This is a genomic window from Enterobacter sp. DVT3837, assembly GCF_056238685.1.
The window spans coordinates 1,078,926-1,092,347 of record NZ_JBWDLA010000002.1; the positions used below are offsets into that span (position 1 = coordinate 1,078,926).

Annotated in this window: 11 protein-coding genes; 7 read left to right on the forward strand and 4 right to left on the reverse strand. The window is 54.2% G+C overall.

Going from position 1 to position 13,422, the window contains the following annotated elements:
• Positions 1-8 precede the first annotated feature (8 nt).
• Positions 9-1,538: a Re/Si-specific NAD(P)(+) transhydrogenase subunit alpha gene (gene pntA, locus AC0XWG_RS20085; protein WP_128347942.1), complete on the reverse strand. Its 1,530-nt coding sequence runs from the start codon at positions 1,536-1,538 to the stop codon at positions 9-11.
• Between the two features lie 535 nt (positions 1,539-2,073).
• On the opposite strand from pntA, the gene ydgH reads away from it, so the two are divergent.
• The 3 genes from ydgH (at position 2,074) to folM (ending at position 5,348) form a co-directional block, all read left to right on the forward strand.
• The gene (gene ydgH, locus AC0XWG_RS20090; protein WP_028017329.1) at positions 2,074-3,018 is read left to right on the forward strand and encodes a DUF1471 family protein YdgH; all 945 of its coding nucleotides are present in this window, start codon (positions 2,074-2,076) and stop codon (positions 3,016-3,018) included.
• 185 nt (positions 3,019-3,203) lie between these two features.
• The gene (locus AC0XWG_RS20095; protein WP_028017328.1) at positions 3,204-4,586 is read left to right on the forward strand and encodes an amino acid permease; all 1,383 of its coding nucleotides are present in this window, start codon (positions 3,204-3,206) and stop codon (positions 4,584-4,586) included.
• A 39-nt stretch (positions 4,587-4,625) separates the two neighbouring features.
• A complete protein-coding gene (gene folM, locus AC0XWG_RS20100; RefSeq protein ID WP_049006290.1) occupies positions 4,626-5,348 on the forward strand; it encodes a dihydromonapterin reductase in 723 nt (240 codons plus the stop codon).
• Here the strand turns inward: folM and AC0XWG_RS20105 are convergent.
• The gene (locus AC0XWG_RS20105) at positions 5,345-5,680 is read right to left on the reverse strand and encodes a GlpM family protein (protein WP_028017326.1); all 336 of its coding nucleotides are present in this window, start codon (positions 5,678-5,680) and stop codon (positions 5,345-5,347) included. The two genes, folM and AC0XWG_RS20105, sit on opposite strands and share 4 nt — an antisense overlap.
• A 132-nt stretch (positions 5,681-5,812) precedes the next feature.
• Here AC0XWG_RS20105 and rstA point away from each other — a divergent pair, with 132 nt between their 5' ends.
• The 3 genes from rstA to tus all read left to right on the forward strand — a co-directional run bounded on the left by rstA (position 5,813) and on the right by tus (position 8,855).
• Positions 5,813-6,529 carry a two-component system response regulator RstA gene (gene rstA, locus AC0XWG_RS20110; protein ID WP_028017325.1) on the forward strand — a complete coding sequence of 239 codons (717 nt, stop codon included), beginning with the start codon at positions 5,813-5,815 and terminating at the stop codon, positions 6,527-6,529.
• A 24-nt stretch (positions 6,530-6,553) separates the two neighbouring features.
• Positions 6,554-7,852 carry a two-component system sensor histidine kinase RstB gene (rstB, locus tag AC0XWG_RS20115; protein WP_128347943.1) on the forward strand — a complete coding sequence of 433 codons (1,299 nt, stop codon included), beginning with the start codon at positions 6,554-6,556 and terminating at the stop codon, positions 7,850-7,852.
• Between the two features lie 73 nt (positions 7,853-7,925).
• Positions 7,926-8,855 (forward strand): DNA replication terminus site-binding protein, encoded by a 930-nt coding sequence (tus, locus tag AC0XWG_RS20120; protein WP_128347944.1) that lies wholly within the window; start codon positions 7,926-7,928, stop codon positions 8,853-8,855.
• Here the strand turns inward: tus and fumC are convergent, their stop codons facing one another.
• Together fumC and fumA are read right to left on the reverse strand one after the other, a co-directional pair.
• Positions 8,856-10,250 carry a class II fumarate hydratase gene (gene fumC / locus AC0XWG_RS20125; RefSeq protein WP_128347945.1) on the reverse strand — a complete coding sequence of 465 codons (1,395 nt, stop codon included), beginning with the start codon at positions 10,248-10,250 and terminating at the stop codon, positions 8,856-8,858.
• Between the two features lie 139 nt (positions 10,251-10,389).
• Positions 10,390-12,036, reverse strand: coding sequence for a class I fumarate hydratase FumA (fumA, locus tag AC0XWG_RS20130; protein WP_028017321.1), 1,647 nt, complete (start codon positions 12,034-12,036; stop codon positions 10,390-10,392).
• A 197-nt stretch (positions 12,037-12,233) separates the two neighbouring features.
• Here fumA and manA point away from each other — a divergent pair, with 197 nt between their 5' ends.
• Positions 12,234-13,409, forward strand: a complete 1,176-nt coding sequence (gene manA, locus AC0XWG_RS20135; RefSeq protein WP_128347946.1) for a mannose-6-phosphate isomerase — start codon at positions 12,234-12,236, stop codon at positions 13,407-13,409.
• The last annotated feature ends 13 nt before the right edge of the window (positions 13,410-13,422 follow it).

Sequence of the window (13,422 nt, forward strand, 5' to 3'; positions counted from 1 at the left end):
GCTACCCCTTAGCCTTTACGAAACATTTTCAGCATGCGCTGAGTCACGGTGAAACCACCGAAAATATTGATACTGGCGATCAACACCGCAACAAAGCTCAGGAAGCTGATCCAGCCGCCGTGACCAATCTGCAGTAACGCCCCAACCACGATAATCCCCGAGATGGCGTTGGTGACCGACATCAGTGGCGTATGCAAGGCATGGGAAACGTTCCACACCACGTAGTAACCCACCACGCAGGAGAGCGCGAAGACGGTAAAGTGGCCAAGGAACTCTTTCGGTGCAACGTTAGCCAGCCAGCCGAACAGAATAATCGCCAGCGCCATGATCGCGTATTTGCGCCATGGAGAAGCGGGTTTGGCGGGTTCTTTAGGTTCTGGCGCCGCTTTCGGTGCAGCCTGAGGCTGAGCAGAAACCTGAATAGGTGGCGCAGGCCAGGTGATTTCACCTTCACGAACCACGGTAACGCCACGTACGACCACATCGTCGAAATCAACGGTGACGTTGCCGTCTTTCTCTTTGCAGAGCAGTTTCAGCAGGTTAACGAGGTTGGTGCCGTACAGCTGAGAAGACTGCGTTGGCAGACGGCCTGGCAGATCGGTATAACCGATCACCTTCACGCCGTTCGCGGTCGTGGTCACCTGATTCGGGACGGTATATTCACAGTTACCGCCGTTTTGCGCCGCCAGGTCGACAATTACGCTGCCCGGCTTCATGGAATCTACCATTTCACGGGTGATCAGCTTCGGCGCGGGTTTACCCGGGATAAGCGCAGTGGTGACAATAATATCGACATCTTTCGCCTGGGCGGCGAAGAGTTCCATTTCCGCTTTGATAAAGGCTTCAGACATGACCTTCGCGTAACCATCGCCGCTGCCTGCTTCTTCCTTGAAGTCCAGCTCAAGGAATTCGGCACCCATACTTTGAACCTGTTCCTTAACCTCAGGACGGGTGTCAAACGCGCGCACGATAGCCCCCAGGCTATTTGCTGCACCGATTGCAGCAAGACCCGCAACGCCCGCGCCAATCACCATCACCTTCGCCGGAGGGACTTTACCCGCCGCAGTGATTTGACCGGTAAAGAAGCGACCAAATTCGTGGGCCGCTTCAACAATGGCGCGGTAGCCGGCAATGTTTGCCATGGAGCTTAAGGCATCCAGCGACTGGGCACGCGAAATACGCGGCACAGAATCCATGGCCATCACGGTCACGCCACGTGCCGCCAGCTTCTCCATCAGCTCAGGATTTTGCGCAGGCCAGATGAAACTCACCAGCGTCGTACCTGGATTGAGCAGCGCAATCTCACTCAATTCCGGTGCGTTCACCTTCAGAATCACCGGTGACTGCCAGACTTCAGCACTGTCCACCACTTCCGCGCCAGCCTGGATGAAGGCTTCGTCATCGAAACTCGCCAGTTTGCCTGCGCCGCTTTCAACCGCGACGGTAAAACCCAGTTTAAGCAGTTGCTCCACCGTTTTCGGTGTTGCCGCTACGCGGGTTTCATTGGCTAACCGTTCTTTTGGTACCCCAATACGCATAGTTTTCCCTTCCATCGGTTTTTGATGATGGTTTGTCGATAAATGCCCGTGGTTTGTATCAATTTTCGCCATCACAATAGCGACGAGATATGATTAACCCCGGAAAATAAAACAGTAACAAACTGTCTATAACCTACTGAAAATAGCGCCCGTGATCTACCGCCAGAAAACACTATTTCTTACTTTATCTGTGAAAAATAAGCGATCGGCGTCACTGACAGTGATATTTACCTTAAATTCATCGTCGAAGCCGATAAATCGCGCAAGCGAAGCGGTAAAAACATGATATAGCGCCATAAGAGAACAAGTTATTAACATTAAATTAACTTGTGAAAGTCATAAGCTTTATCAGTTTTACTTGTCAAACGTCTGTTTTTTCAACATATCACTAAATGTTATCGAATTCGGTGATTCAGTAAGCACTGGCAGTGAAAAATGCCGCAGACAGCGACAGGTTTAAAATGCCATAATCGGGACCGTCTCAAATTAACAACAATACCAGTACATGGTTTGCGCAAGGCGAAGGATTATTTTTATGAAGCTTAAGAACACACTCCTGGCGTCCGCACTTCTCTGTGCGACCGCCCTGTCTGCGAATGCCGCAACAGAGTTAACGCCGGAGCAAGCGGCAGCGTTAAAACCTTTTGACCATACGGTCATTGTGGGTCGTTACAATTCCATTGGCGATGCCGTCGCCGCCGCATCAAAAGCCGCCGATAAAAATGGTGCGGCCTCGTTTTACGTCGTTGACCAGTCTGATTATGGCAACAGCGGTAATCAGCGCGTAACGATTGCGCTGTTCAAAGACAATGCACCGAAAGCTGATGCACCGAAAAATCGCGTGATTAATGGCATCGTTGAACTGCCAAAAGATCAAGCGATCGCATTGGAACCTTATGACACCGTCACCGTTCAGGGCTTCTATCGCAGCCAGCCTGAAGTGAACGATGCCATCACCAAAGCGGCGAAAGAGAAAGGTGCATACTCTTTCTATATCGTGCGTCAGGTAGATGCTAACCAGGGCGGCAACCAGCGCATTACCGCGTTCATCTATAAAGAAGATGCGAAAAAACGTGTTCTGCAAAGTCCGGATGTTATCCCGGCTGATTCCGAAGCAGGCCGCGCGGCAATCGCAAAAGGCGGTGAGGCAGCGAAGAAAGTTGAAATCCCTGGCGTAGCAACATCTGCTGCACCAAGCGCTGAAGTGGGTCGTTTCTTCGAAACGCAATCCACGAAAGGTGGCCGTTATTCCGTGACGCTGCCAGACGGTACCAAAATTGAAGAGCTGAACAACGCCACTGCTGCGCAGATGGTGCCGTTCGACAGCATCAAGTTTACCGGCAACTACGGCAACATGACGGAAGTCTCTTATCAGGTCGCGAAGCGTGCGGCGAAGAAAGGGGCGAAATACTACCACATCACCCGCCAGTGGCAGGAACGTGGCAACAACGTGACGATCAGCGCCGATCTCTACAAGTAACAAAATCATTGATCAAAGGCGGCGCAATGCCGCCTTTTTTTGTTACTTTTTTTGAATTTCTGCCACACGTCATTGCATGCTTTCGTTACACTCCGTAAAATCCCGCGCCTTAGTGTGATCCACCATTTTTATGCGCCTGTGCGAAATAATTATTCTGGATTTGGACTTTTCATAACAGGAAGCCAATGGAAAAGAAACTTGGCCTGAGTGCTCTGACTGCACTCGTTTTAAGCTCAATGCTGGGTGCGGGCGTATTCAGTTTACCGCAGAACATGGCGGCGGTGGCTAGCCCAGCCGCACTCCTCATTGGCTGGGGTATCACCGGCGTTGGGATATTGCTGCTGGCGTTCGCAATGTTGCTGCTGACCCGCATCCGACCGGATCTGGACGGCGGTATTTTCACCTATGCACGTGAAGGTTTTGGTGAGCTGATTGGCTTCTGCTCCGCATGGGGATACTGGTTATGCGCGGTTATCGCCAACGTCTCCTATCTGGTGATCGTCTTCTCGGCGCTGAGTTTCTTTACCGACACGCCTGAGCTGCGTCTCTTTGGCGATGGTAACACCTGGCAGTCTATTGTGGGTGCCTCGGTACTGCTGTGGTTCGTTCACTGGCTGGTTTTACGTGGCGTACAAACAGCAGCCAGTATTAACCTCGTGGCAACCCTCGCGAAGCTGGTCCCGCTTGGTCTGTTTATCGTGCTGGCCTTTATTGCGTTCCGTATGGACGTATTTAAGCTCGATTTCACCGGCGTTGCGCTGGGCGTACCTGTCTGGGAGCAGGTGAAAAACACGATGCTCATCACCCTGTGGGTGTTTATCGGTGTTGAAGGCGCGGTCGTGGTTTCCGCCCGGGCACGCAATAAACGCGATGTGGGCCGTGCAACTTTGCTGGCCGTACTGGCCGCGCTGGGGGTCTATCTGCTGGTGACGCTGCTGTCTCTGGGCGTGGTAGCACGTCCTGAGCTGGCCGGAATGCGTAACCCATCAATGGCAGGGCTGATGGTGAAAATGCTCGGTCCCTGGGGCGATGTGGTGATTGCTGCGGGGCTGATCATCTCCGTCTGTGGCGCTTACCTGAGCTGGACCATCATGGCCGCTGAAGTCCCGTTTCTGGCCTCCACGCACAAAGCGTTTCCACGCCTGTTTGCTCGTCAGAACAAAAACAGTGCGCCGTCCGCGTCACTCTGGCTGACTAACATCAGCGTGCAGGTCTGTCTGGTGCTGATCTGGCTCACAGGTTCTGACTATAACACTCTGCTGACCATCGCCTCCGAGATGATTCTGGTACCCTATTTCTTAGTGGGCGCATATTTGTTAAAAATCGCCACACGCCCGGCGCACTATGTTGTGGGTGTAGGAGCCTGTATTTACGGTCTGTGGTTGTTGTATGCTTCCGGGCCTATGCATTTGCTGCTGTCTGTAGTGTTATATGCACCGGGTTTGCTGGTGTTTATCTATGCACGCCGCACGCATCAGCTGGAAAACGCACTTAAACGCCGCGAGATGGCCTTAATCGGACTGTTACTGGTTGCTGCTTTACCGGCAACCTGGATGTTAATGGGATAGCATCGCCTTTCCCATTGTTGAACTGTAAAGGAGAATACGATGGGAAATGAACAGCTTCACCCAATACTGATTACCGGTGGAGGCCGCCGTATCGGCCTCGCCCTTGCCCATCATTTTCTCAACCTTCGCCATCCGGTCATCGTCAGTTATCGTACTGAATATCCCTCTGTCGAAGGATTACGGAAAGCAGGAGCTGTCTGCATTCAGGCGGATTTTTCAACCGATGAAGGCATTCTGGCCTTTGCGGATAAGGTGAAGTCCACCACGACGGGGCTACGTGCCGTTATCCATAACGCCAGTGCCTGGTGTGCCGAAAAGCCCGGCACGTCGCTCAGCGAAACGCTCTCTGCCATGTTACAGATCCACGTTAATACGCCCTATTTGCTTAATCACGCGCTGCAGGATCTGCTGCGCGGCCACGGGCATGCTGCGGGTGACATTATCCATTTCACCGATTATGTGGTGGAGCGTGGCAGCGACAAGCACATTGCCTATGCAGCCAGTAAAGCCGCGCTGGATAACATGACGCGCTCGTTTGCCCGCAAACTCGCGCCCGAGGTGAAGGTAAATGCCATCGCTCCGGCAATGATTTTATTTAACGAAACCGATGATGCGGAGTATCGCCAGCAGGCGCTGAACAAGTCGCTGATGAAAATCGCCCCAGGCGAAAAAGAGGTGATTGACCTTGTGGATTACCTGCTCACCAGTTGCTATGTCACCGGCAGAACCTTTGCCGTGGACGGAGGCCGACCACTGCGCTAGTGAAAACGGCTCCAGAAGAAGATTAACACCCAGGCGCTGAGCCCCCAGCAGACCACTGCCCCGCTCAGCGCCAGGGGAAGTCGCAGAAAACCGGTGAAATACCAGAGCGATAACAGGTAGAGGAAATACGGGATGATAGACCACATGCCAAACACGATGGTCGTTCGCAATGCTTCTGTGCCCCGTTCAGAGGCCACAATATAGTGCGCAATGAGCGCAAAAGTCGGGAAGAGTGGGATCAGCCCGGCAATATAATAATTTTTGGTTTTTGCCAGAATGCCAATCAGTAACACCACCAGCGCCCCAAGCGCGGCTTTAATCACCAGCCCCATACTTTTTCTTTCCTGAAACAATCAAGTAACAATATGAGTCAGAATAACGGAACTGATGCTAATTTTGAAAGATTAATGGAAGGTTAAGGTTCTGCGGTGTATGTTGACATTTTTCACGATAACAGACGTTGTATGAATAAGATTGTTTATGTTGAAGACGAACCCGAAGTCGGGCAATTGATCGCCGCCTATCTGGGTAAACATGATATGGACGTCATTGTTGAGCCTCGTGGCGATCGCGCCGAAGAGGTCGTCGTGCGTGAAAACCCGGACCTGGTACTGCTGGATATCATGTTGCCAGGAAAAGATGGCATGACGCTCTGCCGCGACCTGCGCGCCCGCTGGGACGGTCCTATTGTCCTGCTCACATCGCTGGACAGCGATATGAACCATATTTTGTCGCTTGAGATGGGTGCCAATGACTACATTCTGAAAACCACACCGCCTGCCGTTTTGCTCGCGCGCCTGCGTCTTCATTTACGCCAGCACGCCAGCATTGAACGCGAAGCGCCTGCTCCGTCGCTGACGCCGCACAAAGCGATGCGTTTTGGGACGCTTTCCATTGATCCGATCAACCGTCAGGTACTGCTTTCCGACGAGCTTATTGCGCTCTCGACAGCAGATTTTGACCTGCTTTGGGAGCTGGCAACACATGCCGGGCAAATCATGGATCGCGATGCGCTGCTGAAAAACCTGCGCGGAGTAAGTTATGACGGCATGGATCGCAGCGTTGATGTGGCGATATCGCGCCTGCGCAAAAAGCTGCAGGATAACGCCACCGAGCCGTACCGCATTAAAACCGTGCGTAACAAAGGCTACCTGTTTGCCCCGCACGCCTGGGAAACCTGATTATTTCATCATCCGGAATCGTTAATGAAAAAGCTGTTTGTGCAGTTTTATCTTCTGCTGTTTGTCTGCTTCCTGGTGATGACCATGCTGGTCGGGCTGGTCTATAAATTCACTGCCGAACGTGCAGGCAGGCAGTCGCTGGATGACCTGATGAAAAGCTCGCTGTATCTGATGCGCAGCGAGCTGAGAGAGATCCCACCGCACGACTGGGCAAAAACCCTGAAAGAGCTGGATCTGAACCTGTCGTTTGATTTACGCATTGAGCCGTTGAAAGATTTCGATCTGGACGCGCGTGCCATGCAGCGTCTTCGCGACGGAGACATTGTCGCGCTGGATGAGAAATATACCTTTATCCAGCGTATTCCACGCAGCCACTACGTGTTGGCCGTCGGGCCGGTGCCCTACCTCTATTATCTCCACCAGATGCGTCTGCTGGATATGGCCCTGATGGCCTTTATCGCCATTTCACTCGCGTTTCCGGTTTTTATCTGGATGCGGCCACACTGGCAGGACATGCTGAAACTGGAATCCGCCGCACAGCGTTTTGGCGAGGGACATTTTACCGAACGTATTCACTTCGACAGCGGTTCCAGCTTTGAACGTCTGGGCGTGGCCTTTAACCAGATGGCAGATAACATCAATGCCCTAATCGCCAGTAAGAAGCAGTTGATCGACGGGATTGCACACGAGCTGCGAACGCCGCTGGTTCGCCTGCGCTATCGTCTGGAGATGAGCGAGAATCTGACGGAAGCGGAATCTCAGGCTCTGAATCGCGATATTGGCCAGCTTGAAGCGCTGATTGAGGAGCTGCTGACCTACGCGCGCCTCGACCGCCCGCAGAACGAGCTGAACCTCAGCACGCCGGATCTGCCTGACTGGCTGCAAACTCACATTGATGATGTCCAGAGCGTGAACCCACAACGCACGCTGTTGACCCGCGTTACCTCGGGTGATTATGGTGCTCTGGATATGCGCCTGATGGAGCGCGTGCTGGACAACTTGATCAACAACGCCATGCGGTACAGCGAAAGCACATTGCAGATTGGGCTGGATTTACAGGGCAATCAGGCCCGCCTGACTGTAGAAGACGACGGGCCGGGAATTGCCCCGGAAGCGCGAGAAACGGTGTTTGAACCGTTTGTGCGTCTCGATCCCAGCCGCGATCGCGCCACTGGCGGATGCGGTCTGGGGCTGGCGATTGTCTACTCTATCGCACAGGCGATGGGCGGAACTGTGCATTGCGAGGAGAGCGAACTCGGTGGCGCGCGCTTCTGCTTTAGCTGGCCGGTATACCATAACATCGCCCTTCCCGTTCCTGCCTGACTTAAACCGCACGCTGGCCTGACCCGGCGTGCTGTGCTATATGATAAGTATGTTGTAACTAATGAGTATATTTATGGCGACTTACGATCTCATCGAAAGGCTCAACAGCACCTTTCGCGAAATAGAACATGAATTACTTACGCTGACAGAACGCTTGCAAACCTGCCGCCTGCTGGCCGCGCGCGTCTTTACCCTACCGGATGTAGCCAAAGGGGCTGAACACGATCCGCTGGATACCATCGACGTGAAACAGCACATCGGCAAAGCCGCATTTGAACTGGCATTAAAACATTATCGTCACCTTTTTATTCAGCAGCAGTCAGAACAACGCAGCAGTAAGGCGGCTGTTCGTCTGCCTGGCGTGATCTGCCTGCAAACCGATGCGACAACGCGTGAAGCGCTGGAAGGTCAGATTACGTATATCAACACTCTGAAAGCGGCATTTGAAAAGATCATCACCGAAGAGTCAGGCCTGGCCCCTGCTGCCCGGTTCGAGTGGGTGCATCGTCAGCTTCCTGGATTGATTACCCTGAATGCCTACCGCACGCTGACGGTACTGCGTCATCCCGCCACGCTGCGCTTCGGCTGGGCCAATAAGCACATCATTAAAAACTTCACCAAGGATGAGATTCTGGCGCAACTGGAAAAAAGTCTGAAGACGCCGCGCACCGTGGCACCGTGGTCGCGGGAACAGTGGATTGAACGCCTGGAGCAGGAGTATCACAGCATCGCCTCGCTACCGGCGGACACGCGCCTCAAAATAAAGCGCCCGGTGAAGGTCCAGCCTATCGCCCGCGTCTGGTATTCCGGTCAACAGAAACAGGTGCAGTATGCCTGTCCGACACCGCTGATTGCGCTTTACGATGCCGATCAGGGTGCTATCGTGCCGGATATCGGTGAACTTCTGAATTACGATGCTGAAAATATCCAGCACCGTTACAGACCTCAGGCGCAGCCGCTACAGCTGATTATTCCGCGGCTGCACCTGTATGTGGCGGGATGATTATTTCAGGCTGCCGACCATCGCTTCCGGACGAACCCAGGCGTCGAACTCCGCCTCCGTCAGGTAGCCCAGCGCCAGGGCGGAGGCTTTCAGCGTCAGCCCCTCTTTATGCGCTTTTTTGGCAATCTCGGCGGCTTTATCGTAGCCGATATGGGTATTGAGCGCCGTCACCAGCATCAAAGACTCGTTGAGCAACTGGCTGATGCGCTCGCGGTTTGGCTCAATACCTACCGCACAGTGCTCGTTAAAGCTTTCCATCCCGTCCGCCAGCAGCCGAATGGATTGCAGAACGTTGTGGATCACCATTGGACGATAGACGTTCAGCTCGAAGTTGCCGGATGCGCCTCCCATGTTAACGGCCACGTCGTTGCCTATCACCTGACAGCAAAGCATAGTCATGGCTTCGCACTGGGTCGGGTTCACTTTACCCGGCATGATGGAGCTGCCCGGCTCGTTTTCCGGGATGCTGATTTCACCAATACCGCAACGCGGACCCGAAGCCAGCCAGCGTACGTCGTTGGCAATTTTCATCAGCGAGGCCGCCAGCCCTTTCAGCGCGCCGTGGGTATGAACCAGCGCATCGCAGGTCGCCAGCGCTTCGAACTTATTGGGTGCCGTAACGAACGGCTGCCCGGTGATGTTTGCCAGCTCCTCCGCCACGCGCACCGCGTATTCAGGATGGGTATTTAACCCGGTCCCGACCGCCGTCCCGCCGAGCGCCAGCTCCGCCAGATGCGGCAGGCTGTACTCAATATGCTTCAGGTTATGTTCCAGCATCGCGACCCAGCCGGAAATCTCCTGGCCGAGCGTCAGCGGCGTGGCGTCCTGCAGGTGCGTACGGCCAATTTTGACGATGTCACGGAAGGCCTGCGCTTTTTCGTTTAGCGTCTTTTTCAGCACATTCAGCTGCGGGATAAGCTGCTCGCGAATAGCGATGACCGCCGCCACATGCATTGCCGTCGGGAACACGTCGTTCGAACTTTGGCTCTTGTTCACGTCATCATTCGGGTGAACCTTACGCTCCATACCACGCACGCCGCCCAGCAGCTCGCTTGCGCGGTTTGCCAGCACTTCGTTCATGTTCATGTTGCTTTGCGTGCCGGAACCGGTCTGCCAGATGGCCAGAGGGAATTCATCAGGGTGCTTGCCTGCCAGCACCTCATCAGCCGCGCTGATGATGGCCGAGGCTTTTTCTGAAGCCAGCAACCCTAAGTCCTGATTCACTTTGGCTGCAGCGCGTTTCGTCAGTGCCAGCGCCTGAATCAGCGAAACGGGCATTTTCTCAGTTGAGATGCGGAAGTGTTCCAGCGAACGTTGGGTTTGTGCGCCCCAAAGTTTGTCGGCCGGGACGTCGATCGCGCCCATAGAATCTGTTTCGCGACGATGCGTTGTCATTACTTTCTCCTTGATAACAAAGATGGGATTGCTCACATGCTTAAGAGATAAGTATTGATGGCTTCTGAATTACTGTATGGCGCTTTGTGCGCTCTTTATTATGCCGGGTGGCGCTGACGCTACCCGGCAGAGTTTTAGCTTACTTCACACACGCCGAACACTGGGAAGACTGGATCTGTTTGAAGAAGTCGTTACCTTTGTCATCCACGAGGATAAACGCCGGGAAATCTTCCACCTCAATTTTCCAGATCGCTTCCATACCCAGTTCCGGGTATTCCACGCACTCCAGGCTCTTGATGCTGCCCTGAGCCAGCACGGCTGCCGGGCCGCCGATGCTGCCGAGGTAGAAGCCGCCGTGCTTGTGGCAGGCGTCCGTCACCTGCTGGCTGCGGTTGCCTTTCGCCAGCATGATCATGCTGCCGCCGTTGGCCTGCAGCTGGTCAACGTACGAGTCCATACGGCCTGCCGTGGTTGGGCCTAACGAACCGGACGCATACCCTTCTGGCGTTTTCGCCGGGCCTGCGTAGTAGATCGGGTGATCTTTAATGTACTGCGGCAGCCCTTCGCCGTTGTCCAGACGCTCTTTCAGCTTCGCGTGCGCAATGTCGCGTCCGACGATAATCGTGCCGTTCAGGGAGAGACGCGTCGACACCGGATACTGTGAAAGCTGCGCCAGGATCTCTTTCATCGGACGGTTCAGATCAACGCGAACCGCTTCACCCTCACCTGCTTTACGCAGTTCTTCCGGAATGTACTTACCTGGGTTGTTTTCCAGTTTTTCGATCCACACACCTTCGCGGTTGATCTTGGCCTTGATGTTGCGATCCGCAGAGCAGGACACGCCCATCCCGACCGGGCAGGATGCGCCGTGACGCGGCAAACGGATCACGCGTACATCGTGAGCAAAATATTTGCCGCCAAACTGCGCACCCAGGCCCAGATTACGCGCTTCTTCCAGCAGTTCTTGCTCAAGCTGCACGTCGCGGAACGCCTGGCCGTGCTCGTTCCCTTCCGTTGGCAGGCCATCGTAGTATTTCGTTGAGGCCAGTTTCACGGTCTTCAGCGTGCTTTCAGCCGAGGTACCGCCGATCACGAAGGCAATATGGTACGGCGGGCACGCCGCGGTGCCGAGGGTGCGCATCTTCTCAACCAGGTAATTCTTCAGCTTGCCCGGGGTGAGCAGCGCTTTGGTTTCCTGATAAAGATAGGTTTTGTTGGCTGAACCGCCGCCTTTGGCGATGCAGAGGAATTTGTACTCGTCACCGTCTACGGTATAGAGGTCAATCTGCGCAGGCAGGTTGGTACCGGTGTTAACCTCTTTGTACATATCCAGCGCCGCGTTTTGCGAATAGCGCAGGTTATCTTCGGTGTAGGTGTTGTAGACGCCGTGCGCCAGCGCCGCTTCGTCACCGCCGCCGGTCCAGACGCGCTGGCCTTTTTTACCGACGATGATCGCCGTGCCGGTGTCCTGGCAGGTTGGCAGAACACCTTTCGCCGCGATGTCTGAGTTACGCAGGAACTGCAGGGCAACGTATTTATCGTTCTCGCTGGCCTGCGGGTCGCTCAGGATATCGGCAACCTGCTGCTGATGCGCGGGACGGAGCATAAACGAAGCGTCGTGGAACGCATGCTGCGCCAGCAGCGTCAGCGCCTGCGGATCGACCTTGAGGATCTCCTGTCCTTCAAACTCAGAGACGGAAACGTGATCGCGGGTTAACAGGTAATACTCGGTCTGATCCTTACTCAGCGGGAAAGGATCCTGATAATGAAAGGGTTTATTCGACATTGTTCTCTCACTTACTGCTTCAGTCTGATTATTTGGGCAGATGTTCCGCTGCCCGCTTAAAAGCGAGTCAGCTTATCCTACACAATTTTTTAACAAAAACTGAGACTAGTACGACTTTTTACATCCGCAGGTTACTTCCACGTGGTTTATTGCTTTAATACCCGGAGTTAATTCCACATTTGAATCAGGGCTTGATAATGCAAAAACTCATTAACTCAGTGCAAAACTACGCCTGGGGAAGTAAAACTGCGTTAACGGATCTCTACGGTATCGCGAACCCGAACAACCTGCCGATGGCAGAACTGTGGATGGGGGCGCACCCGAAGAGCAGCTCAAAAATTGAAGATGCCAGCGGCCAGATTCGCGCTCTGCGCGACGTCATTGATGCCGATAAAGGCGCGCTGCTGGGCGACAAGGTTGCCAGCCGTTTTGGTGAGTTGCCGTTCCTGTTTAAAGTACTGTGCGCCGACCAGCCGCTCTCCATTCAGGTTCACCCGAACAAGAAAGCCTCTGAGATTGGTTTCGCCAAAGAGAACGCCGCAGGCATTCCGTTAGATGCCGCCGAGCGTAACTACAAAGATCCTAACCATAAGCCGGAGCTGGTCTTTGCGCTGACCCCGTTCCTGGCGATGAATGCGTTCCGCGAGTTTTCAGAGATCATTTCCCTGCTGCAACCGGTCGCGGGTGCCAGCAAGGCTATCGCCCACTTCCTCGAAAACCAAAACGCAGACGCGCTGAGCCAGCTGTTTGCCAGCCTGCTTAACATGCAGGGTGAAGAGAAATCGCACGCGCTGGCGGTGCTTAAAGCAGCGCTAAACACGCAGCAAGGTGAACCGTGGGAGACTATCCGCCTGATTTCCGAATTCTACCCGGACGACAGCGGACTGTTCTCTCCGCTGCTGCTGAACGTGGTGAAGCTGAACCCGGGCGAAGCGATGTTCCTGTTTGCCGAAACGCCTCACGCCTATCTGCAGGGTGTCGCCCTGGAGGTAATGGCCAACTCCGACAACGTGCTGCGCGCGGGTCTGACGCCGAAATATATCGATATTCCTGAGCTGGTTGCCAATGTGAAGTTCGTGGCGAAACCGGCCGGCGAGCTGCTGACTCAGCCGGTGAAAAACGGCGCAGAGCTGGACTTCCCTATCCCGGTTGAGGATTTTGCTTTCTCACTGCACGACCTGAGCCAGACAGAAACGACCATCGCGCAGGAGAGCGCGGCGATCCTGTTCTGCGTAGAAGGCGAAGCGGTGCTGCATAAGGGAGAACAGCGTCTGGTGCTCAAGCCGGGCGAGTCGGCTTTCGTTGCGGCCAATGAATCTCCGGTTAGCATTAGCGGTAAAGGCCGCCTGGCGCGCGTTTTTAATAAGCTATAGGGACTTACTGAAT